This is a genomic window from Bacillus sp. FSL K6-6540, from assembly GCF_038007545.1.
The window spans coordinates 445,532-468,058 of record NZ_JBBOXH010000002.1; the positions used below are offsets into that span (position 1 = coordinate 445,532).

Consider the following 22,527-nt stretch of genomic DNA (forward strand, 5'->3'; position numbering starts at 1 on the left):
ATTTCACTGTCTTAAAATAAAAGAAAAGACTGGCTATGCAGTCCTTTCATTCGCACTCATAAACCGCCCGCACTCCGCCGATTAGTTTCGGCCGTGTACGCGCCAATGTCACATGAGCTGAACCGAGGCTGTTTTGAGAGACACGCACAGGGACAGCCACCGGCTTCAGATGCATGCCGATAAACGTATCGCCTATATCAATTCCGGCGTCAGCCTGAATGGTTTCAACAAGAACAGGAGACTTCATCTGCTTAAACGCATAAGACGCCATCGCTCCGCCCGCTTTTGGAACGGGCACGGCAGAAACGGTTGGAAGCCTGAACAGCTTGGCCGTTTCTGCTTCGACGACAAGCGCTCTGTTTAAATGCTCGCAGCATTGAAACGCCAGATGGATTCCCGTTTTTTCCCGAAGCTCAGCAAGTCCGCTGTAGATGCTTTCAGCGATATCTACACTGCCCGATGTGCCGATCCGGCTGCCGGCCACTTCGCTCGTGCTGCATCCAAGGACGAAGAGCTGATCTTGTTTCAATTCCGCTTGGTCCTGAAACTCAGACAGCATCGTCTTCCACGTTTGTTTCAACTCATTCATTAAACAGCACCCCTACAGGTTTTTCTCTTCATAATCTGAGATTTTTCCAATACGCGTTTGGTGTCTTCCCCCGGTAAACTCAGTAGTCAGCCAGATTTTTGCGATTTCCCGAGCCAAACCAGGTCCGATCACCCGTTCACCCATCGCAAGGATGTTTGTGTCATTATGCTCCCTCGTCGCCTTCGCGCTGAAGGTATCGTGCGCCAGCGCGCAGCGAATCCCTTTTACTTTATTAGCGGAAATGCTCATGCCGATGCCTGTCCCGCAAATTAAAATGCCTCTGTCAACTTCGCCGCTAACCACTTTTTCGGCCACCGGAAAAGCATAATCCGGATAATCGACAGAGCCGCTGCCGCAGTCACAGCCCATATCAATATATTCAATTTGCAATTCGTCCATTAACTCTTTGATTTCATTTCGAATGTGAACGCCGCCATGATCCGATGCAATGGCTACTTTCATCTGCTTTTCCTCCCAGCGTGTGTGATGCGGCCCGCCCGCTTTATTATTGACCGCGCAGCCTGTCCGCTCTTTGATTCACACCATATGATGTGCTTTTCACTATATTCTACTCCTTCACGCAGGATTTGCAAATGACCTGTTTACAGATTTTCTGACAACTTATCTGCGGTCTTTTTTCAGCTGTTTTGCCAGCTGCCGAAGAAGCTCTTCAAGCTCATCTCGCGTTTGTTTATAGATGTCAATTGAGCCGCCGAACGGATCGATGACATCACCATGGCTGCCTGTGACATATTCTTTTAACGTAAACACTTTATCACGATAACGTCCAAATTGACTGGCAATGATCTGCTTGTGCTGATGTGTCATAGCCAGAACCAAATCAGCCGACTCCATATGTTCTTCAGTTAATGGAGAAGACACATGATTAAGGGCAATGTGTTTTTCAAACAGCGCTTCGACTGCATGAGGCGTCGCTTTCCCATTAGGTGAAGCAAACACGCCTGCCGAGCGGACATTGACATTCAGCCCTTCCATTTCTGCAATTGATTTAAAAAGCGCCTCAGCCATTGGGCTGCGGCACGTATTTCCAGTACAGACAAAAATAATATCCATGTCAGTCACCCCTTATTTTTCTCTATTATATATGAAGAAAAAAGAAACGGCGACTTCGTTTCTTTTATTGGTATATTAAATTGGCAAAAGCAGCTTTAATCCAAACACGATTAATATGATGCCCCCGAGCGCTTCGCTGTATGTGCCAAGCCATGACTGCACTTGTTTTCCGACCAGCAGGCCCAGCCATGTCAACATCATGCTGAACAGCCCGAACAGGGTAATTGTGAGGAGCGGATGCGAGCCGTATATCCCCAAGCTCAAGCCGACGGAAAAGCTGTCAAGGCTGACGCCGATGGCAAACAGCAATAAGCCCGGCCCTGCCGGTGACATGAATCGTTCTTCTGACTGTTTAAAAGAGGCCATAAGCATTTGAACCCCAAGAACAAAAAGCAGCGCCCCACCGATATAAACCGCTAACACGCCGAGGAGCCCTGACAGCATGTTACCGGCCGCCATCCCTGCGAGAGGCATGATGACGTGAAAGAGGCCGATGATGAAACCAATATAGAATATCTGCTTCTTTCTAAGTTTGACCATGCCCATTCCAAGGCCGACAGAAAAAGCATCCATCCCTAAAGCAAACGCCATGATGCTTAATGTAATCAGTTCGCCTATAAACAAATCCGACATACATAAATAACCCCCTTGGACACGCCCCGCTTTTTTAGCCTATGCGTGTCCAAAAAGGGTTAGAACATCTGACTGCTTTCAGCGAATCACTCTTCCTCCGGCGGCTTTCATCAGCCTGTTCATAATAGCAAGACCGACACCTGTGTCCGGAAAGGATTCCGCAATAATAAAGTCCACCTTATTCTCATCAAAGCTGCGCAAAGCATCATACAGCCCTGCCGCAACAGTCTCAAGCTGAGCCCGTCTTCCGCAGCTCTTCACATAATCAGCGGAATAAACGCCCGCGTTTTCTTCTGTCGTCAGGACACCGACCCGTCTTCCGCCCTGTTGATATTCTTGAATGAGGTGCTGAATGCGCTCTGGGCTGCCTTCGCAAATGGCAAGAGGCGCTGTCGGCGCATAATGTGTATATTTCATCCCTGGAGAAATCGGCTTCTCGTTTTGGTCGCTGAGCCCTTTATCCACATGGATCGGCCCGATCACCGCTTCAATTTGTTCCTTCGTAATGCCGCCAGGACGCAAGAGAACAGGCATGTCGTCCGCACATGAAAGCACGGTTGATTCGACCCCGATTCCGGTAGGGCCTCCATCCATAATACCGGCTATGCGGCCATCCAAGTCGTGAGCCACATGCTCTGCTTTTGTGGGACTTGGCTTGCCTGATAGATTGGCGCTCGGTGCTGCAATCGGCAGTCCCGATTCGCGAATCAATGCAAGGGCAAGCGGATGATCCGGCATTCTAATGGCAACCGTTTCAAGACCTGCCGTTACACGAGGTGAAAGCGCATCAGGTTTGCAAGGCAGAATGAGCGTAAGTGCTCCCGGCCAAAACCGTTTCATCAATGTTTTCGCCTTTTCCGGCGCTGGGCCCGTTAAATCCTCAAGCTGGCTGATATCCGCAATGTGGACAATCAGGGGATTATCGCTCGGCCGCCCTTTCGCCTCATATATTTTTTTGACGGCATCCGTATTTTTTGCGTTTGCGCCTAGGCCATATACTGTTTCTGTCGGAAAGGCAACGACCTCATTTTCTCGGAGCAAAGCGGCTGCTTGTGCAATTTGTGGATCATTTGTGGATAACTCGTCTGTTACATCCACAAACCATCTTTTCGTTTTCATTTCTGACCAAACTCCTTATTCACAACAATAAAACGATTGTTTTACGCGTGTAATCCTTTTGAAAGTATAAAAGATGTCCTGTAATAAAACAAGCGTTATCCACAAATTGTGGACAACGCTAATAAAGAAGTGGATAAGTATGTGTATAAACTGCACTTATCCAGACGCTTTTTTCATCAAAACGGCTCCTTCTGTTTGCCGCGATTCACAGAAGTGATCAGAAGAAAACAGCTCCTCCGGTACACTCTCAGCTCTTTCAAAACCCATGGCCGTCAGAAAGTCCGCAGAGGAATGCTGATTTGCTACTAGGTACACGGTTTTGATCTGATGCTTTTCGCACAGCACCTCCATGCTTTGAAAAAGCGTGACAATGTGGCCTTGGTGAAGCTTGTCCGATATGACAAGTGATCGCAGCAGCCCCTGGTCACAGCTTATTTTTTCAATACCGAGGCATCCGGCAATGTTTTTCTCACTGTCCTCCAGCATAAGAAATTGAGTGAAGCCTTCTTTCACGCCTTCATAGCTGGTTTTTGCCTGTTTTAAAAATGCCTCGAGCACATCTCCGTCTTTTTCCCTTGCCACCCGCAGTTGATAAAACATCCGTTCACCCCGTTTTTGCGTTCTTTCTTCCAATCTATGAGGCAAATCTATTTTTAGACCAGATGATTAGGAAAAAAGGTCGGAAATCCATTCGACTAAAAAGAATTTCACTTCTGTGCCGTCTTCTTTTTCTTCGTTCTCTTCTTTTTTGGCTTTTTCCGCTTTAGCGGTTACGTCCTCAAGCACTTTTTCAGTCTGCTTTTTTGAGGCTTCTTTATCTTCTTGTTCTTTGACGGCTTCCCCGTTAGAAAAATCGAGAAAGCAGAGGGGCGGGAACAGCACACACCACCAGTTGGCGCCGTCTCCTTTTCCAAGCGTAATCAAAATCGCTTCATACTCACCAGCGGGATATACCATGTTGCCGTAAAGCTTTGTCGGAAACGAGATTTTGTCAAAATCAACGGATATCGACTGATTCGCTCCTTCTTTCTCCATTGTTTCCTTTGCAATTGCTTTGATTTCAGGCAGCTTTGAACGAATCACGCGACGCGCTTCTTCAATAGAAGTAATATCCTTTACCCAAGTTGTGATTTCTTTATTCACCGCGTCTCTTATATGACGTTTTAATTGCTGGTCTTGATCACTATCGCTGTTTGCCAATATTCTCAAACGAATCGCCTGATCCGGTATGACCACCGGCTGATTTTCCGATTTTTGTGCCGTCTCTTCTTTTGCCAGCCCTACGAGCGCTCCAGATAATAAAAGAAAGATATATATACAAATGATTACTGTTTTTTTCATCGGTCCCCACCGTTCCTCTCCGTGCTTTGTTTCTAGCCCTATTATGGACAAGGAGAGCCGGGGGTAAACGTGCAGGGTGAAAAAAATCTAGCAAGCTGTTAATCTTATTTATGGTACGATAGTGTTTTAGGAGGTTTAAGATGAAATACAATTATACAGTGCTGTTATCAGCATTCACGATGTCCGTTCTTTATTCAGTAATTTATATTCATTCATTTATCATTGCCGCTCTCATCACAATGGCATTTTATTTTCTGTTTCCTTATTTGATCTTCGCACTGCCGCTTCAAATCATGATGAATAAAAAGCCGAAACGGTTCAGCCCTTTGTATCTGCTGTATTACCTTGTCGCTGCTTTTATTGCCAACGCGATCATTTTCGGCGTGCTTCAGCCTTCGGGACAATCTTTGTTTCAAAATACAGCCTTCTATCTTTTCGCTGTATTAACAGCTCTTATCTATTGGATATGGGACTCTGTTTTACTGCAAAAAAAGGAAGCCTAAGAGGCTTCCTTTTTTATTAAAACAAAATCGTCAGCAAATAACATAGAATGGAAGGTATCGCCGCAACAAAGAAAGCGGCCGCCATTTTCATGCGAGATGTACGGCCTTCTTTGGTTTCTGAATGGTAGTTTGCCCGCTGATCGCTTCCGCTTACAGCCAAACCCGATGTAATGATCGCGAGCCCCACTAAAACGAGAGACGCAACGCCAAAAATCGCTTCATATGAAAGAGCCTGCGGAAAAATGGTGCCAATCATGCTCTCAATCGCAATGAGCAGGATTCCTGCTGTCAGGGCCTTTTTCATGTTTACATCCCCTTTGCTGGTGTTAAACAGCTTGATCCATTCACTCGCCAGCAAGCTGCTTATTTATTTTTATGAATCAGAGCGCATATGGTTCTGTCTTTTCCATTAATATCTTTCAGCACTTCCACTTCCGCTCCCTTAAACGCCTTGAGGATCAGGTCTTTGACCGCCGCTCCCTGTTTCCACCCGATTTCAAAAACAACAAATACTTTATCCTTCATGACAAGCGGAATGTCTTCCATAAACCGCTTATAAAATTTCAGCCCGTCTCCGCCATCGGTGAGCGCGTGCAGCGGCTCATGAAAACGGACAATTTCCGATAGATCAGCCATTTCTTCCTCTGATATATATGGCGGGTTTGAGACAATGATATCCGCTTTTTTTCCCGCCTTAATAAAAGGCTCAAGCAGATCGCCCTGATAAAAGCGCACATTTGCTCCGAGTTTTTCTGCATTGGCAGAGGCGACTTGCAGCGCCTCTTTCGAAATATCGACCGCCGACACAGAAAAGTTTTGGTTTTCAAGCGCAAGCGTGACGGCTATTGCGCCGCTCCCTGTACCAACGTCAACAACTTCGAGCTTGCCGTCTTCAGAAAAGACACTCCGATATTTTTCAAGCAAATGAAAGACAACTTCTTCAGTTTCCGGCCGCGGGATCAGCACATCATCATTCACCATAAATTCCCGTCCATAAAAAAACTCTTTTCCTATAATGTATTGAACCGGCACGCCCTCTTTATGCATCTCAACGTGACGCTTAAAGCGATACAGCTCGTCTTCACCAATCGGTTCCTGTAAGCTTGCGAGCAGTTTGCTTCTCTCCATTCCGGTATCATAAAGCAATAGGAGCTCGGCAGCATTTTCTTCTCTTCCCGCTTCGGTTAAATAAGAAGAAGCCCATTTCAGGGCTTCGAATATCGTCTTCATCTTAACCTTCCGACTGCTGAAGCTTGCTTGCCTGATCTTCAACAATCAGCGCTTCAACCACTTCGTCAAGTTTTCCTTCAAGAATCTGATCAAGCTTTTGAATCGTCAAACCGATTCTGTGATCCGTCACACGGTTTTGCGGGAAGTTGTATGTGCGGATACGTTCAGAGCGGTCACCAGATCCGACTGCTGATTTCCGTGTTTGATCATATTCAGCCTGGGCTTCCTGCTGAAATTTATCATAGATTCTGGCACGGAGAACCTTCATTGCTTTTTCTTTGTTCTTAATTTGAGATTTTTCATCCTGGCATGATACAACTACACCTGTCGGCAAGTGAGTCAGACGAACCGCAGACATTGTTGTGTTAACGCTTTGTCCGCCCGGTCCGCTTGAAGCAAACGTATCGACACGGATATCCTTCTCATGGATGTCAACCTCTACCTCTTCTGCCTCAGGAAGACATGCTACTGTTGCAGTGGATGTATGGATGCGTCCGCCTGATTCTGTTTCCGGAACACGCTGTACGCGGTGGGCGCCGTTTTCATATTTGAGTTTAGAATACGCGCCGCTTCCCGTAATCATAAAGATGATCTCTTTGTAGCCGCCTGTTCCGGTTACATTCGCTTCCATGACCTCTGTTTTCCAGCCCTGAAGCTCGGCATAACGGGAATACATTCTGTACAGGTTGCCCGCGAATAAAGCGGCTTCCTCGCCTCCCGCGGCTCCGCGGATCTCCATAATAACGTTTTTGTCATCATTAGGATCTTTCGGGATCAAGAGCACTTTCAGCCGTTCTGACAGTGTTTCCGTTTCCTTCTGAAGTTCAGAAATCTCTTCCTTCACCATGTCGCGCATCTCAGCGTCCAGCTTCTCTTCAAGCATCGCTTTTGCATCAGCCAGCTGTTCTGACGCATCTCTGTATTGTCTATATACGTCAACTGTTTCTTGTATATCAGATTGCTCTTTTGAATATTCTCTCAGCTTTTTCGGATCGTTGACTACTTCTGGATCGCTCAAAAGCTCATTTAATTTCTCGTATCGTTCTTCAATTGATTTTAAACGGTCTAACACGGTCTTCACCTCTGTTTTCCTGTGCGTAACATTCTCATTATAGTATAGTGATTAACCCCAGTCAAAAGCATTTCAATCCCAGCTGGAAAAGCCCCCTCTGCTATACTGGAATTCGAGGAGGGATGATGTTGCTGAAATCCATACATCATATTGCAATCATATGTTCAGATTACGAAAAGTCGAAAGCTTTCTACGTACATAAGCTTGGTTTTCAGGTGATTCAAGAAACGTACCGCGAAGAGCGCGGCTCCTATAAGCTTGATTTGTCGCTTAACGGCTCGTATGTCATTGAGCTGTTCTCGTTTCCCGATCCGCCCGAACGACAAACCCGGCCTGAAGCCGCAGGCCTGCGCCACCTCGCCTTTACAGTCAGCAGCTTGGATAAGGCGGTTCAGGAGCTTCATGAAAAAGGAATCGAAACAGAGCCAATCAGAACAGACCCGCTGACCGGCAAACGTTTCACCTTCTTTTTTGATCCTGACCAGCTTCCATTAGAACTGTATGAACAATAACAGTTTTTGAAGAAAAAAAGGAGATACCCACTTTCTTTGCCGAATCTTTTCTTGTTTTGTCTAACGGGAAGGGAACCTCATTCTATGGTCGAATACCTAGCTTAAAAGGAGGTATGGGATCATGAATACAAATATGGTAGCAAGTGAACTCGGCGTCTCCGCAAAAACGGTGCAGCGGTGGGTGAAGCAGCTGAATCTTCCGGCCGAACGCAATGAGCTCGGACACTATTCGTTCACGGCAGAAGACGTGAAGGTTCTAAAATCCGTTCAAAAACAAATCTCTGAAGGCACGGCGATTCAGGATATTCATCTGCCGAAAAGCGCTAAAAAGCGCACAGGCTTCCTTGTCCAAAAAACAAATAGCGACACAGAACGAAGAATCGAGCAGCTTGAACAAAAGCTGGACACCCTTTTACAGCAAAGGCAGGACGAAAGCGAATTGATGGCAAGGTTGTCGGAACTGGAACGCCAGCTGAAACAAAAAGCCGATGAAGGTGTATCTTACCAGCTGCTTCAGCACCGCAGAGAAATCGACGATATTCTTGCAGATCTGCAATCACTGACCTCACAAATGAAAGAATTCACCGCTCAGCCGATCCCCGAGACCGCTGCTGCTTCTGAAAAAAACAAAACAAGAAAAAAACCGCTGCTGTCACTGTTCAAATTTCAAACCTAAAGCAAAAAGCTCCCCGTAAAGGGAGCTTTTTTTGTTACGCAGTAAGCGCGATAATGATTGGAAGTGAAATCAATGACAGAATCGCACTGACCACAAACGCAGTTGCAGTTTCTTCTTCTTGTTTCTCGAAACGAGTCGCAATCATGGCTGCAACGGCAGAACCAGGGAATGCAACAAGAAGGATTGCTTTTGTTGTTTGGTCAGCCGGAAGTCCGATAGCAAGAGCAATCAAGAACATTAATGCAGGCTGAACCGCAACTTTTAGTAACGCAATACCGATAGCCGGCATACTGAGTTTAATTTTACGAATACCAACGGTAACACCGACAGCAAAGAGAGCAACACCAGATGTTGTGCTTCCAAGCTGATCAAGCATTTTAACACCCAGCTCAGGAAGAGTGAAATTGAAAACCAGCACTAAGATCATACTGATTAACGGAGCAGCTGCAAGCGGCTCACAAAGACCATGCAGGATTGATTTTCCTGTCATCTTCCAGAAGCTGTCGCCACTCTCTTCGTTTTTCTTAGAAGACTCACCAACAGTAGCGATAATGATCGCGAGCGGATCAAGAATCGCGTTAACCACGATACCTGTGACCGCGATCGGAATCGCAACTTCATTCGCTCCGAATAAGCTTCCCAATACCGGGATACCCATAAATGCGAATGTCGGCTGTGCAGAGTTCAAAGAAAATACAGATGAGTTCGTTAAATCATACTTGAAAATAAATCTGCAAACCAAAAGAATGATGATATAGAAACCAACAATCCCAATAATTAAAGAAATCATTAAAGGTACTTGTGATAAAAATTCACTTCTGGAAGTTGTCAAAATACCAGCGATAAAGTGAGCTGGAAGTGCGTATTTCGTTACTAACGTACTTACCCCTTTTGCCGACTTGGCATCATAACTTCCAAAATGTCCTGCAAACCAACCCAGCACGATAACAAAGAAGATCGGCGCCAGGAGGATTAAGATATCTAAGATGCTCAAAATATTCTCCTCCAAATCCTATGTCCGTATACTTTAGCTTTACAAAAAGCTTTCCCTCGGACAGAAAAATTTACTCGCTAATTATTTCGCGATGACTTTTTTGTATTCAGGTGTCCACATTGCATCAAGTACCGCTTGTTTCACATCTTCAGGCTGACGATTTGCCACGCCATCTTTAATTGCTGCTTCAGCAACGGCAATCGCAACTTGGATAGAAACCTCTTGAAGCTTATCAATGCTTGGAAGCAATCCTGCTCCAGGTGTTTCAAGATCAACCATTTCAGCAATCGCATCAGCAGTTGCAGCAAACATAGCAGGTGTAATGATACGCGCTTCAGCTACAATTGAACCAAGTCCAAGGCCAGGGAACGCGAATGCGTTGTTAGATTGTCCGATTTCATAAGAAACACCGTTGTATTCTACATTATCAAATGGGCTTCCTGTTGCAATAAGCACTTTTCCGTCAGTCCATTTGAACAGATCTTCAGGAACAGCTTCAGCAAGGTGAGTCGGGTTAGACATCGGCATGATAACCGGACGGTCTACGTGAGATGCCATTTCTTTTACAATTTCCTCTGTGAATGCACCTGAAACCCCTGAAGTACCAATCAAGATCGTTGGTTTCGCTTGACGAACAACTTCATCGAATGGAATTTGACCTTTTTCATCGCGCTTCCAGTCTTTCACTTCATCCGCATTGCGAAGGTAAGGTTTTTGGAAATCAAGGATGCCTTCGATGTCTTCAGTCAGCAAGCCTCTGTAATCAAGTGTGTAGAAACGTTTGTTAGCTTCTTCTTCAGATAATCCGGCTAGCACCATTGTGTCACGGATTTGGTCAGCAATACCGATACCAGCAGAACCAGCACCGAAGATAACAACACGCTGATCTTTAATAGAAGCGCCGGTTTTCTTCATAGCGGCAAGCACACCTGCAAGTGTAATCGCGCCAGTACCTTGAATATCATCATTAAATGTCAGGATTTCATGATTGTATTTTTTCATGATGTTGCGTGCATTTTTGTTGCCAAGGTCTTCCCAGTGAAGAAGCGCTTTAGGGAAGAATTTCAATGCAGCTTTTACATAAGCGTCAATGAAAGCTTCGTAGCGTTCACCTTGAACACGTTCATGCTTGTTACCAATATATAAAGGATCGTTTAGAAGTTTTTCGTTGTTCGTACCGACATCAAGCACAACCGGGATAACACGGCTAGGGTCAATACCAGCTGCAGCAGTGTAAACAGCCAATTTACCGATTGCGATATTAATACCGCCTACACCCCAGTCACCGATACCGAGAATGCTTTCGGAGTCAGTAGCAACGATAAGATCAATATCGCCTGCTGTAGCATGAAGGTTTTCAAACGCTTTTTCAATACCGTCAATGTTATCGATTGACAAGTAGATTCCTTGAGGTCTTCTATATTCATGGCTGTATTCCTGAATCGCTTCACCAACTGTTGGCGTGTACACAACAGGAAGCATTTCGCGAAGATGGTTTTTCAGCAATTTATAGAAAAGAACTTCGTTACGGTTTGCAAGATCACTTAAGTAAACATTTTGACGAAGGCGGTCAGGCTGCGCTTGGAATTGCTCGTACGCGCGTTGTGCTTGTTGATCAAGAGAAAGTACAGTTGGCGGCAGAAGCCCTTCTAAGCCGAGTTCTTGTCTTTCTTCTAGTGAAAAAGCAACGCCTTTATTTAAAGTAGGAATAGATAAAACTTCTTTTCCTCTAAGAGTTGTTTCTAAGTGGCCTTCTTTCGTTTTTTTTATGTTATTCAAGCAAATCTCCTTCTTTCTTGAAATAGTTAACCAAGTTAAGTAATAACCCATCTAAAATATGACCGATCATGATCTTTATGCGACTTTGTGACAATTATTCGAACAATGTCTCAAAACTATTTACATTACGTAAGCTATTGTATGCCTGTCAAAATCAAAATTCAAGGGAAGAAAATTACTTAATTTTTTAATATACTTATTTAAATTTTTTAATTGCATATTATCAGAATATAAAAAAAACACCGGTGTTTTTAGCCGGTGCATTCTATCTTTATACCCATGTTTTGGACTATTTTTTAGATTTACCTGGGACTTCGTGATGATGTCTGCATCTTGCTTCATATGATTCAGATGCACCAACCAAAATGACCGGATCATCGTAAGAAGCAGGTTTGCCGTCAATGAGGCGCTGTGTTCTGCTCGCCGGTGATCCGCAAACAGAACAGACGGCTTGCAGCTTTGTCACACTTTCCGCAATCGCCATGATATTCGGGACGACACCGAACGGCTCTCCCCTAAAATCCATATCAAGGCCTGCTGCTATCACACGGTAGCCTTTATCGGCAAGAGATGATAAAACCTCAACAATTTCCTGATCAAAAAACTGCACTTCATCAACCGCAATCACATCTGTACTTTCACTGATGTGATCCCAAATGTCCGCAGCAGACGAAATGGCATAGCTCGTCATCGATGTTCCATTATGGGAGACAACAGCAGCTTCGCTGTATCGGTTATCAATTACAGGCTTAAATACCCTGACTTCCTGCTTGGCATAAGTTGCTCTCTTCACTCTTCTGATTAGCTCTTCAGATTTCCCCGAGAACATGCTGCCGCAAATCAGCTCAAGCCACCCGCTTTGTTTCATTATGTACATAGGCTTCGCTCCCCTCTCTCTGCCAGCTGTGTTTTAGACAATATAAAAAACAGGCAAGACTGCTGCTTGCCTGTTGAGAAATCTATTATTACTTAAGACCGTATTTTTTGTTAAAGCGATCAACACGACCATCAGCAGAAGCGAATTTTTGACGGCCAGTGTAGAATGGGTGGCATTCAGAGCAAATCTCAACGCGTACCTCTTCTTTTACTGAGCCTGTTTCAAATTCATTTCCGCAAGCGCATTTAACTGTTGCTTTTTTGAAATTAGGATGAATTCCTGCTTTCATTGTATCCATCTCCTTCCGCCCTGAATCCCGTGTGGAAACAGAGTTATTATTTCGGAGCATTGTCCGAAACGCATATGAGAAAATTATATCAGTGATTTACTTCTTTTGCAAATACAATTTACCTTCTTGCGGATGATAGATTTGCCTGTTTCCATTCTTGATTGAGAATATCGAAAAATTCCTGGTTTGTTTTGGTTTTTTTCATTTTTCTCATGAACTTTTCTGCGAAATCAGGTGAATCAGACATCGTTTTGCGGATAGACCATAAACGATCAAGATGCTCTTTAGGCACAAGCAGTTCTTCTTTGCGCGTTCCTGAACGGCGGATATCGATGGCAGGGAAGATGCGGCGCTCGGCAAGAGAGCGGTCAAGATGGAGTTCCATGTTGCCTGTTCCCTTGAATTCTTCATAAATGACATCATCCATACGTGAACCTGTATCAACCAGAGCCGTAGCAAGGATGGTTAAGCTGCCGCCCTCTTCGATATTTCTCGCAGCCCCAAAGAAGCGTTTCGGACGGTGGAACGCCGCTGGGTCAATCCCCCCGGAAAGCGTTCTTCCACTTGGCGGAATCACTAAGTTGTAGGCGCGGGCAAGCCGTGTGATGCTGTCCATCAGGATAATGACGTCTTTTTTGTGTTCCACGAGACGCATCGCACGTTCAAGCACAAGCTCGGCCACTTTGATATGGTTTTCCGGCACTTCATCAAACGTTGAGCTGACGACATCCCCAGCTACAGAGCGCTCGATATCGGTTACTTCCTCAGGTCTTTCGTCAATTAAAAGCACGATCAGCTCTGCTTCAGGCTGGTTCGCTGTAATGCTGTTGGCAATTTCCTTCAGCAGCATCGTTTTTCCGGCTTTCGGCGGCGCAACAATCAATCCGCGCTGCCCAAATCCAACCGGCGCCATCATGTCCATAATTCTTGTAGACAAGAAGTTCGGCTTTGTTTCAAGCACCATTTGACGATCCGGATAAAGTGGCGTAAGAGCCGGGAAATGCACACGCTCTTTTGCAGATTCGGGATCATCCCCATTTACTGCTTCAACGTGCAAAAGTCCATAGTAACGCTCATTTTCTTTTGGCGGGCGAACCTTGCCAGATACTTTGTCTCCGTTCCGCAAATCGAAACGGCGGATTTGTGAAGCTGAGATGTAAATGTCTTCTGAGCTTGGAGAGTAGTTGATCGGTCTCAGGAAGCCGAAACCTTCAGACTGGATGATCTCAAGAACGCCTTCCATAAACAGCAGATCTTCCTGTTCTGCATTCGCTTTCAGAATGGCGAAAATGAGTTCTTTTTTTGTCAGTTTACTGTAATAGGAGATTTTATAATGTCTTGCAAGTTCATAAAGCTCTTTCAATTTCATATTTTCCAAAGAGGAAATAGATACGTCTTTCATAAAAACACCACGCTTTTCATAGTCAATATCTTACTCTGAACATGTCATCTGCTGCTTTTGCACAACATCCGCCAAAGCACATTCTTTTTTTAACATAAAGGAACTTCTATCGGTAACACTTCCACCCATGATCGGCGCTTTTGTTAAAAGGATTGTCTTAATGAGTTTTGAAGGAAGCGAGGACAAAAACATGAGAAGATCAATACTTATATCGTCTGTATGCGGTAGAAATTGAAACTTTCCTAGTGCTTAAAAGAAGGTATTACGCAGAAAAATTCGCAGCACTCTTTATTTTTACCTTATTTCAAAAAATTATTCAACTGAAATAAGGTTTTGACACGGAATTGATAGAGTTGACGCTTTTCTGCAAAAGTTAAAGCGGGCTCACACCCGCTTTTTCTGTTTGTTATGGACGGATTACAAGATTTGGTTTCTTTTTCAAGCTGTGTCTGCCGTCAACGAAACGAACAGTGCCTGATTTTGCACGGATAACTAAGCTTTCAGTTGTACCGACAGAGCCTTTGAATTGAACTCCTTTTAACAGCTCGCCGTCAGTAACCCCTGTAGCTGCAAAAATCGCGTCATCACCCTTCACAAGGTCTTCCATGCGAAGGACTTTGCTTAAATCAAGGCCCATTTTGTGACAGCGAGTGATTTCTTCTTCGCTTTGCGGAAGAAGTTTACCAATGATTTCTCCGCCGAGTGCTTTTAACGCAACAGCGGAAAGCACACCCTCAGGAGCGCCGCCTGATCCGAACAGGATATCAACGCCCGTGTGGTCGAAAGCCGTGTTGATGGCGCCTGCGACATCGCCGTCATTGATCAATTTGATTCTGGCGCCGGCCTCACGAAGCTCGGAAATGATTTTTTCGTGTCTTTCACGGTTTAAAATTGTGGCAACGACGTCCTCAACATCCTTGTTTTTCGCTTTTGCCACCGCTTTAAGGTTGTCAATGACAGGTGCTTCGATGTCAATGCAGCCCACCGCTTCCGGACCGACTGCGATTTTTTGCATATACATGTCAGGAGCATTCAGAAGCGTGCCATGGTCTGCCACCGCGATAACCGTCAGCGCGTTCCAGCCGCCGCTTGCTAAGATGTTTGTGCCTTCAAGAGGGTCAACTGCGACATCAACGCGAGGGCCGTACCCGTTTCCGAGTTTTTCCCCGATATACAGCATCGGCGCTTCGTCCATTTCCCCTTCACCGATTACAACGGTCCCTTTCATCGGCACTGTATCAAAAACGTCTCTCATTGCACTTGTTGCCGCTTCATCAGCCTCATCTTTTTTTCCCCGGCCCATCCATCTTGCTGATGCCAATGCCGCAGCCTCGGTTACACGTACCAATTCCATTGATAAACTTCTTTCCATTTCAACACGATCTCCTCTCACAAGAAACCATTATGAATTTTGAAGCTGTTCTATTTCTTCGTCAGTCATTCTTTCACGCCAAATTGTCGCTCCAAGCCCCTCAAGCTTCTTCTCAAGGCTGCTGTATCCGCGGTCAATATGCTCCAGTCCCGTAATTTCCGTGACGCCATCAGCCATTAGTCCGGCTACCACCAAGCAGGCTCCGGCACGCAGATCACTCGCCTTCACTTTTGCGCCTTGAAGCTCGACAGGACCTGTGATGATGGCAGATCTGCCTTCTACTTTCATATTGGCACCCATTCGTCTCAGCTCATCAATGTGCTTGAATCTTGCCGAGTAGATGGTGTCTGTGACGACACTCGTCCCTTTCGCCCTTGTCAGGAGCGCCGTCATCGGCTGCTGTAAATCAGTCGGAAACCCCGGGTATACGAGGGTTTTGACGTCAACCGGCTTTAAGTTCTTCTGCCCGCCGACAATGAGGAGCTGGTCGTCACTTGTTTCGATATGATAGCCCATTTCTCTCAGCTTTGCCGTTAACGACTCAAGATGAGTGGGAATGACATTATCGATAATGACTTCCTTGCCCATTGCAGCCCCTGCAATCATAAATGTCCCGGCTTCAATTCTGTCCGGAATGATCGTATGCTTGCAGCCGTGCAGCTCCTTCACGCCGTCGATTCGAATCACATTGGTGCCCGCACCTTTGATTTTGGCGCCCATGCTAGTAAGCAATGTCGCGACGTCAATGATCTCAGGCTCCTTGGCAGCGTTTTCGATGATCGTTTTCCCTTCTGCCAAAACAGCGGCAAGCATAATGTTAATCGTTGCCCCAACGCTTACGACATCTAAATAAATCCTTGCGCCTCTCAGCCTTTCAGCTCGCAAATAAATGGCGCCTTGTTCATTGGTTACTTCAGCTCCGAGTGCTTCAAAGCCTTTGATATGCTGATCAATCGGACGGGGCCCTAAGTGACAGCCGCCAGGCAATCCAATGACCGCCTGCTTGAAGCGGCCGAGCATCGCCCCCATTAAATAATATGACGCGCGAAGCTTTTTTACTTTCCCGTTAGGAAGCGGCATGCTGATCATCGACGTAGGGTCAACAACCATTTCCCCATTCTCAAAATGCACGTTGCCGCCGATTTCCTTTAACAGGTCACGCAGCGTTTCAATATCTGAAATCTCTGGAAGCCCTTCAATTGTCACCTCGGAATTTGCCAAAATGGTTGCAGGTATTAACGCAACAGCGCTGTTTTTAGCGCCGCTGATATGTACTGTACCGTTTAACGAGTCACCGCCGGCAATATTCAACTTTTCCATGATAGTCTCCTTCCATAAGAAGATAGCTGCGGAGCTAAATAAAATGTCATTTTATTCTGTCTCTGCAAATAAAGCTCATGTCCAAAATCTAGCCAATTCGAAGAGAAAGAATACAACACATTGTAAAATATCAGGAAGAAAATAGCGAAGCTTTGGGGGGTACAGGTTTCAAAAGATCACAGAGACCCGCCGGCTCGAGAGACATCGTCGTCATCCGGCAAAAGCAGTACGCATACCCTTCATTCCGATATCAGCTTCTGCAGCCCAATGATTCCTTCTCTGTAAAGCGGCGTCAGCATCTGAAGATCCGCTGTATCAGGTCGGTGAAATACAAAGGCCGCGGCAAACAGGCATAAAGCTGTTTGCCGCCCCTTTCATTATTTGTTCCAGTCTGCCAGGAATTGTTCGATTCCTTTGTCTGTTAATGGGTGCTTCGTGAGCGCATGAATGACTTTCAGCGGCATTGTGCCGATATGAGCCCCTCTAAGAGCAGCTTCTGTCACGTGCTGCGGATGGCGGATTGACGCTGCAATGATTTGCGTGTCAAGGCCGTGAATGTCAAAAATCTGTTTAACTTCTGAAATCAAGTCAAGCCCGTTGTGGCCGATGTCATCTAAACGTCCCAGGAATGGAGATACATATGTTGCCCCCGCTCTGGCAGCAAGAAGCGCCTGGTTGGCATTGAAGATCAATGTAACGTTTGTTTTGATGCCTAAGTCAGTAAGTGCTCTTACCGCTTTTAAACCGTCAGACGTCATTGGAATTTTCACCGTAATGTTCGGAGCGATCTTCGCCAGTTCTTTTCCTTCCTCGATCATTTCCTCAGCTTTCAAAGAAATAACCTCTGCGCTTACAGACCCTTTCACGACGTCTGTGATCTCGCGAAGACGGTCGTGGAATGATACGTTAGCTTCCTTTGCTACTAAACTAGGATTCGTCGTTACACCGGCGAGAATTCCTAATTCATTCGCTTCTCTAATTTCATCGATATTGGCTGTATCAACAAAGAATAACATTTTCAAAAAGCCTCCCTGATTAAGAAATTTTCTGAACTGCGAATATGATTGCGCTTTCTAAAGATAGACGGAAAACCGCCTGTCAAGCTGTCAGGCGGCTATAAAAAGTTCCAATTGAATTAAGCTTGGTTTGAAGAACCAAATTCACGCATTTTACCGATAACTGTTTCTTTGATCGCTTCACGAGCTGGTCCAAGGTATTTACGTGGATCGTACTCGTCAGGCTTAGCTGCCAATGTTTCGCGAACAGCTTTTGCAGAAGAAATTTGGTTTTCAGTATTCACGTTGATTTTAGCTGTACCAAGTGAAATTGATTTTTTGATGTCAGCAGTCGGAATTCCAGTACCGCCGTGAAGAACTAGCGGAAGACCAGTTGATTTTCCGATCTCTTCCATTTCTTTGAAGCCAAGGTTTGGCTCACCTTTGTAAGGGCCGTGAACAGAACCTAATGCAGGTGCAAGGCAGTCGATGCCAGTGCGCTCAACAAGCTCTTGGCACTCTTTAGGATCAGCGTAGATTACGCCTTCAGCGATAACGTCATCTTCTTGTCCGCCTACTGTTCCAAGCTCAGCTTCTACAGATACTCCGTGGAAATGAGCAAGCTCAACAACTTTAGCAGTTGTTGCTACGTTTTCTTCAAATGGATGGTGAGAAGCGTCGATCATTACAGATGTGAAACCTGCATGAATCGCTTTCGCACAAGATTCAAAGCTTGAACCATGGTCTAAGTGAATCGCAACAGGAACTGTCACTTTGTACTCTTCCATAAGTGCTTTTACCATAGCAACGACTGTTTTGAAGCCGCCCATGTAGCGTCCCGCACCTTCGGAAACACCAAGGATCACTGGAGATTTTTCTTCTTCAGCTGCTTGTAAAATCGCTTGAGTAAACTCAAGGTTGTTTAAGTTAAATTGTCCTACAGCGTACCCTTTTTCTTTAGCTGTATTCAACATTTCCGTCATAGAAACTAAAGGCATGTCGAATGTCCTCCTTATGTAGCCTGATTGTCTTCTAGCGAAAAAAGCTTTCCACCCTAGCATGACCCATATATTGCTGTCATATGTAAATACTCAGATCGCTTTTTCTCCATAACTAGGATACCAACTTTTCGACAAATCGGCAACATAATGACATGATTCATTTGTTTCTTCTTTTTGTCAGTTAGACTTCAGGGGCAGATATTTTTTGACGGCGTCTCTGATTTCGTCGATGTCAAACGGCTTGGCAAAGTGCGTCAGAGCGCCCAATTCCTTCGATTCCTGGATCATGTCGAGCTCTCCGTATGCCGTCATGATAATGACCCGGATGTTTTCGTCAATGACCTTCATCCGTTTTAAGATTTCGATTCCGTCCATGCCGGGAATTTTCATGTCCAAAAGCACAAGGTCGGGCCGTTCTTTTGTCACAATGTCAAGCGCCTGCAGGCCGTTCGCAGCCTGAAACGTCTGGTAGCCTTCTTTATTGAACACTTCATTTAGCAAAATACGAATGCCGTATTGATCATCAACGATTAAAATTTTTTCATTCATCATTTTACACCCCAATATTATGATTTTCGTCAAAAGTAAGCAGTATTGTATGTATTCTGTTTGATTTTCCTATTTCCTTTAATTATAATAGTCTACTTTACGACATTTTCTGAGCATTTTCTCTTTTGTTGTATACTGATATTGTACGTTATAAAGGAGGATTCACTTATGTTGAAAATATTCACGACGCAGTTAACAGGTATTTTTTCCCGCATTCAGGATAAGGAATCTGACGCGATTGAAGATGGGGCGCGGCTGCTTGCTCAAGCGGTGATCAGCGGGCATTCCATTTATTTATACGGAGCAAATGAGCTGCAGGGCGTCTTTTTTGAGGCCACTGAAAGCAAAGAACCCTTCCCATCTGTCAAAGCCTTTCCAGAAAGCGCTGAGGAAGTGACAGAAAGCGACAGGGTGCTGATGTTTTGCTCAGGGACGGGCACAGCCGAAGAACAGGCGCTCGCAAAAGAGCTTTATGAAAAAGGTGCGGGAGTCGTATGCGTATCGCCCGCAGCCAAAGACAGTGCGGGAATAGAACAGTATTGTGATGTGCATATTGATTCTAAATTAAAAATGCCGCTTGTTCCGGATGAAGACGGCACCCGTTACGGGTTTCCCTCTTTAATGACAGCACTGTATGTCTATCACGCTTTATCGTTTACACTAAAAGAAATTCTGCAAGAGTATGCATAATATCTTATTGTACATGCTGGAACTTGCCGGAAACAAATAAAAAAGACTTGCCCGCTTTTGACAAACGGCAAGTCTTTTTTATTACTTCTGATTTGCAGCTTCGACAGACGCTCCGATAAAGCCTTTGAATAGAGGCTGAGGTCTTGTCGGTCTTGACTTGAACTCTGGGTGGAACTGAGAAGCCACGAACCAAGGGTGGTCTTTCAGCTCGATGATTTCAACAAGGCGTCCATCAGGGCTTGTGCCTGAGAATACAAAGCCTTGCTCTTCCATTTGCTGTCTGAATTCATTGTTAAACTCATAGCGGTGGCGGTGGCGCTCGTACACCACTTCATCCTGATACACTTCAAAGGCTTTCGTGCCTTCTTCAAGCTTACAAGGGTAAAGGCCGAGACGAAGCGTTCCCCCGAGATCCTCCACATCCTTTTGTTCAGGAAGAAGATCAATGATCGGGTATTGAGTTGACGGATCAATTTCCGCTGAGTGGGCGCCTTTTAAGCCCAATACGTTTCGTGCGTATTCAATAGACGCCACCTGCATGCCCAAGCAAATGCCCAAGAACGGAATGTTGTTTTCGCGCGCGTATTTTGTCGCGACGATTTTACCTTCAACACCGCGGTCTCCGAATCCGCCCGGCACAATGATGCCGTCTGTTCCGCTTGTGAGTTCTGCGATATTGTTTTCTGTCACTTCTTCCGCGTTGATCCATTTCACTTTTACATCTGCGTCAAACGCATAGCCCGCATGGCGGAGAGACTCGACAACAGAAATGTAAGCGTCAGGAAGCTCAACGTATTTGCCGACAAGGCCGATTGTAATCGTTTGAGACAGGTTGCTGACTTTGTTAACAAGCTCTTTCCATTCGGACATTTCCGCTTCTTTGCATGCCAATTTCATGTGCTCGCAAACAAGCTTATCAAGCCCTTGTTTTTGAAGCTCCAGCGGAATGGAGTAAAGGTTGTCCGCATCTTCACATTCAATAACCGCTTTTGTATCGATGTCGCAGAAAAGCGCGATTTTATCTTTCATATCTTGAGAAATCGGCATTTCTGTACGAACGACGATGATGTTTGGCTGAATGCCCAAGCTGCGTAATTCTTTTACGCTGTGCTGTGTCGGTTTTGTTTTTAATTCACCAGCAGCTTTAATGTAAGGTACGAGCGTACAGTGGATGTACATTACGTTTTCACGGCCGATGTCGCTCTTCATTTGGCGGATCGCTTCAAGGAATGGCAGTGATTCGATGTCTCCGACAGTACCGCCGATTTCTGTAATGACAACATCTGCGTTTGTCTCTTTCCCTGCGCGGTAAACACGGTCTTTCAATTCGTTTGTGATGTGCGGAATGACCTGTACGGTTCCGCCAAGGTAATCTCCGCGGCGTTCTTTTTTAAGAACTGTTGAATAGATTTTACCTGTTGTCACGTTGCTGAATTTATTCAGGTTAATGTCGATAAAACGCTCATAGTGGCCAAGGTCCAAGTCTGTTTCAGCGCCGTCATCCGTTACGAATACTTCACCGTGCTGGTACGGGCTCATTGTTCCCGGGTCAACGTTGATGTATGGATCGAATTTCTGAATCGTCACGTTCAGTCCGCGGTTTTTCAGCAAACGCCCTAATGAAGCTGCTACAATACCCTTTCCAAGTGAGGATACAACTCCCCCGGTTACAAAAATATATTTCGTCATTTCGTTTGCTCCTCTCTTCGCTCTTAGCTACATTTTTAAAATGTACTATTTTATAAAAAATCATTTAGCCTTTTAAATGATTTATAAGAAAAATGAGGGGTGAAAATAAGAAAGCTCCCTTTCAATTTCTTGAAAGGGAGCATAACGTACTATGTTCTCTCTTCGTTTTTGAAGAGCCCAAAATACATACTACATAGTTCGACTATGAAAGTCAAGATCGTTTTGAAGATGAAATCTGATACTATTTAATTTCCTCTTCTTCATCATCATAGTCTTCATCATCTTCATCAATAATATCTTCTTCGATCTCAAGATCATCGTCGTCTTCATCAAGATCTTCATCGTCAAAATCGTCGGCTTCAAGATCGAGTTCTTCCTCAACTTCATCCAAATCAAGGTCGTCTTCGTCGATCTCTTCAAACTCGTCAAGATCAAGATCTTCTTCGACTGCTTTCTTCGCTTTTTTCTTTTTCGCCTTGACTGTCGGCTGAGTTTCTTCATCAAGCTGATCATACGGATACCAGCTGCGAAGCCCCCACGTCTGGTCAGAAAGCGCCAGGAAGCGGCCGTCAATGTTTAAATCTGTATAAAATTGAGCGATGCGGTCTCCAAGCTCTTCTTTTTTCACGCCGAGCAAAGATGCGATTTCATTTAAAAGCTCCTGAAAAGGAACTGGTTTTTTATGTTCTTCAAATAATTCGTGAGCGATTTCAACTAAAGCCATTTCCTTTAGCTCTTCCTGTGAATATTGTTTGATACCCAAGGTCGGACACTCCCTTTCTATTACTTATATGTATCTGTTTTATCAATAATGAAAGCGA

Annotated in this window: 27 protein-coding genes; 4 read left to right on the forward strand and 23 right to left on the reverse strand. The window is 45.1% G+C overall.

Annotated features, from left to right (window positions below; genetic code table 11):
• Nucleotides 1–46: 46 nt before the first annotated feature.
• The 7 genes from MHH82_RS34665 to spoIIR form a co-directional block, all read right to left on the reverse strand.
• Complete coding sequence (locus tag MHH82_RS34665) at nt 47–589, reverse strand: TIGR01440 family protein (RefSeq protein WP_003227667.1); 543 nt, start codon at nt 587–589, stop codon at nt 47–49.
• Nucleotides 590–601: 12 nt separating this feature from the next.
• Nucleotides 602–1,051, reverse strand: coding sequence for a ribose 5-phosphate isomerase B (gene rpiB, locus MHH82_RS34670; protein WP_003221910.1), 450 nt, complete (start codon nt 1,049–1,051; stop codon nt 602–604).
• A gap of 159 nt (nt 1,052–1,210) precedes the next feature.
• Nucleotides 1,211–1,663 (reverse strand): protein arginine phosphatase PrpB, encoded by a 453-nt coding sequence (gene prpB / locus MHH82_RS34675; RefSeq protein ID WP_015384897.1) that lies wholly within the window; start codon nt 1,661–1,663, stop codon nt 1,211–1,213.
• 75 nt (nt 1,664–1,738) lie between these two features.
• Nucleotides 1,739–2,296, reverse strand: a complete 558-nt coding sequence (locus MHH82_RS34680) for a manganese efflux pump MntP (protein ID WP_003227661.1) — start codon at nt 2,294–2,296, stop codon at nt 1,739–1,741.
• 78 nt (nt 2,297–2,374) lie between these two features.
• Complete coding sequence (locus MHH82_RS34685; protein WP_038829829.1) at nt 2,375–3,415, reverse strand: L-threonylcarbamoyladenylate synthase; 1,041 nt, start codon at nt 3,413–3,415, stop codon at nt 2,375–2,377.
• A gap of 156 nt (nt 3,416–3,571) precedes the next feature.
• Complete coding sequence (locus tag MHH82_RS34690) at nt 3,572–4,015, reverse strand: GNAT family N-acetyltransferase (protein WP_003244265.1); 444 nt, start codon at nt 4,013–4,015, stop codon at nt 3,572–3,574.
• A gap of 66 nt (nt 4,016–4,081) precedes the next feature.
• Nucleotides 4,082–4,756, reverse strand: coding sequence for a stage II sporulation protein R (gene spoIIR / locus MHH82_RS34695; RefSeq protein ID WP_015714872.1), 675 nt, complete (start codon nt 4,754–4,756; stop codon nt 4,082–4,084).
• Between the two features lie 140 nt (nt 4,757–4,896).
• On the opposite strand from spoIIR, the gene MHH82_RS34700 reads away from it, so the two are divergent.
• The gene (locus tag MHH82_RS34700; protein WP_014665730.1) at nt 4,897–5,259 is read left to right on the forward strand and encodes a UPF0715 family protein; all 363 of its coding nucleotides are present in this window, start codon (nt 4,897–4,899) and stop codon (nt 5,257–5,259) included.
• A 16-nt stretch (nt 5,260–5,275) separates the two neighbouring features.
• Here the strand turns inward: MHH82_RS34700 and MHH82_RS34705 are convergent, their stop codons facing one another.
• The 3 genes from MHH82_RS34705 to prfA are packed head-to-tail and all read right to left on the reverse strand — an operon-like array spanning nt 5,276 to nt 7,561.
• Nucleotides 5,276–5,563, reverse strand: coding sequence for a DUF5316 family protein (locus MHH82_RS34705; protein WP_003244050.1), 288 nt, complete (start codon nt 5,561–5,563; stop codon nt 5,276–5,278).
• A gap of 59 nt (nt 5,564–5,622) precedes the next feature.
• Nucleotides 5,623–6,489 carry a peptide chain release factor N(5)-glutamine methyltransferase gene (gene prmC / locus MHH82_RS34710; protein ID WP_041850424.1) on the reverse strand — a complete coding sequence of 289 codons (867 nt, stop codon included), beginning with the start codon at nt 6,487–6,489 and terminating at the stop codon, nt 5,623–5,625.
• A 1-nt stretch (nt 6,490) separates the two neighbouring features.
• Entirely contained in the window at nt 6,491–7,561 is a 1,071-nt protein-coding gene (prfA, locus tag MHH82_RS34715; protein WP_003227645.1) for a peptide chain release factor 1, read from the reverse strand.
• Nucleotides 7,562–7,686: 125 nt separating this feature from the next.
• Here prfA and gloA2 point away from each other — a divergent pair, with 125 nt between their 5' ends.
• Together gloA2 and racA are read left to right on the forward strand one after the other, a co-directional pair.
• Complete coding sequence (gene gloA2, locus MHH82_RS34720) at nt 7,687–8,073, forward strand: SMU1112c/YaeR family gloxylase I-like metalloprotein (RefSeq protein ID WP_021480816.1); 387 nt, start codon at nt 7,687–7,689, stop codon at nt 8,071–8,073.
• Nucleotides 8,074–8,194: 121 nt separating this feature from the next.
• Entirely contained in the window at nt 8,195–8,749 is a 555-nt protein-coding gene (racA, locus tag MHH82_RS34725) for a chromosome-anchoring protein RacA (RefSeq protein WP_049140957.1), read from the forward strand.
• A 34-nt stretch (nt 8,750–8,783) separates the two neighbouring features.
• Here racA and MHH82_RS34730 read toward each other — a convergent pair whose 3' ends face one another.
• The 11 genes from MHH82_RS34730 to spo0F all read right to left on the reverse strand — a co-directional run bounded on the left by MHH82_RS34730 (nt 8,784) and on the right by spo0F (nt 19,330).
• Entirely contained in the window at nt 8,784–9,743 is a 960-nt protein-coding gene (locus MHH82_RS34730; protein WP_003242497.1) for an AEC family transporter, read from the reverse strand.
• Nucleotides 9,744–9,824: 81 nt separating this feature from the next.
• Nucleotides 9,825–11,522, reverse strand: coding sequence for an oxaloacetate-decarboxylating malate dehydrogenase (gene malS, locus MHH82_RS34735; RefSeq protein WP_003244309.1), 1,698 nt, complete (start codon nt 11,520–11,522; stop codon nt 9,825–9,827).
• Between the two features lie 289 nt (nt 11,523–11,811).
• The gene (locus MHH82_RS34740; protein WP_014478269.1) at nt 11,812–12,399 is read right to left on the reverse strand and encodes a thymidine kinase; all 588 of its coding nucleotides are present in this window, start codon (nt 12,397–12,399) and stop codon (nt 11,812–11,814) included.
• An 88-nt stretch (nt 12,400–12,487) separates the two neighbouring features.
• On the reverse strand, nt 12,488–12,688 hold the full coding sequence (gene rpmE / locus MHH82_RS34745; RefSeq protein WP_003151132.1) for a 50S ribosomal protein L31: 201 nt from the start codon (nt 12,686–12,688) through the stop codon (nt 12,488–12,490).
• A gap of 118 nt (nt 12,689–12,806) precedes the next feature.
• Nucleotides 12,807–14,090 carry a transcription termination factor Rho gene (gene rho / locus MHH82_RS34750; RefSeq protein ID WP_003221939.1) on the reverse strand — a complete coding sequence of 428 codons (1,284 nt, stop codon included), beginning with the start codon at nt 14,088–14,090 and terminating at the stop codon, nt 12,807–12,809.
• Nucleotides 14,091–14,120: 30 nt separating this feature from the next.
• Nucleotides 14,121–14,282, reverse strand: a complete 162-nt coding sequence (locus MHH82_RS34755) for a hypothetical protein (RefSeq protein ID WP_003227632.1) — start codon at nt 14,280–14,282, stop codon at nt 14,121–14,123.
• A gap of 214 nt (nt 14,283–14,496) precedes the next feature.
• The gene (glpX, locus tag MHH82_RS34760) at nt 14,497–15,462 is read right to left on the reverse strand and encodes a class II fructose-bisphosphatase (RefSeq protein ID WP_014481197.1); all 966 of its coding nucleotides are present in this window, start codon (nt 15,460–15,462) and stop codon (nt 14,497–14,499) included.
• Nucleotides 15,463–15,492: 30 nt separating this feature from the next.
• Nucleotides 15,493–16,782 carry a UDP-N-acetylglucosamine 1-carboxyvinyltransferase gene (locus MHH82_RS34765; RefSeq protein WP_003227628.1) on the reverse strand — a complete coding sequence of 430 codons (1,290 nt, stop codon included), beginning with the start codon at nt 16,780–16,782 and terminating at the stop codon, nt 15,493–15,495.
• A 377-nt stretch (nt 16,783–17,159) separates the two neighbouring features.
• A complete protein-coding gene (gene fsa, locus MHH82_RS34770) occupies nt 17,160–17,798 on the reverse strand; it encodes a fructose-6-phosphate aldolase (protein ID WP_003227626.1) in 639 nt (212 codons plus the stop codon).
• A gap of 119 nt (nt 17,799–17,917) precedes the next feature.
• On the reverse strand, nt 17,918–18,775 hold the full coding sequence (locus tag MHH82_RS34775) for a class II fructose-bisphosphate aldolase (RefSeq protein WP_003243339.1): 858 nt from the start codon (nt 18,773–18,775) through the stop codon (nt 17,918–17,920).
• A 180-nt stretch (nt 18,776–18,955) separates the two neighbouring features.
• A complete protein-coding gene (gene spo0F / locus MHH82_RS34780; RefSeq protein ID WP_003227621.1) occupies nt 18,956–19,330 on the reverse strand; it encodes a sporulation initiation phosphotransferase Spo0F in 375 nt (124 codons plus the stop codon).
• 165 nt (nt 19,331–19,495) lie between these two features.
• Between spo0F and MHH82_RS34785 the strand changes: the two genes are divergently transcribed.
• Nucleotides 19,496–20,017 (forward strand): DUF2529 domain-containing protein, encoded by a 522-nt coding sequence (locus tag MHH82_RS34785; protein ID WP_014481199.1) that lies wholly within the window; start codon nt 19,496–19,498, stop codon nt 20,015–20,017.
• A gap of 81 nt (nt 20,018–20,098) precedes the next feature.
• Here MHH82_RS34785 and pyrG read toward each other — a convergent pair whose 3' ends face one another.
• Nucleotides 20,099–21,706 (reverse strand): glutamine hydrolyzing CTP synthase, encoded by a 1,608-nt coding sequence (pyrG, locus tag MHH82_RS34790; protein WP_021480821.1) that lies wholly within the window; start codon nt 21,704–21,706, stop codon nt 20,099–20,101.
• A gap of 241 nt (nt 21,707–21,947) precedes the next feature.
• Entirely contained in the window at nt 21,948–22,469 is a 522-nt protein-coding gene (gene rpoE / locus MHH82_RS34795; protein ID WP_003227609.1) for a DNA-directed RNA polymerase subunit delta, read from the reverse strand.
• Nucleotides 22,470–22,527 lie beyond the last annotated feature (58 nt).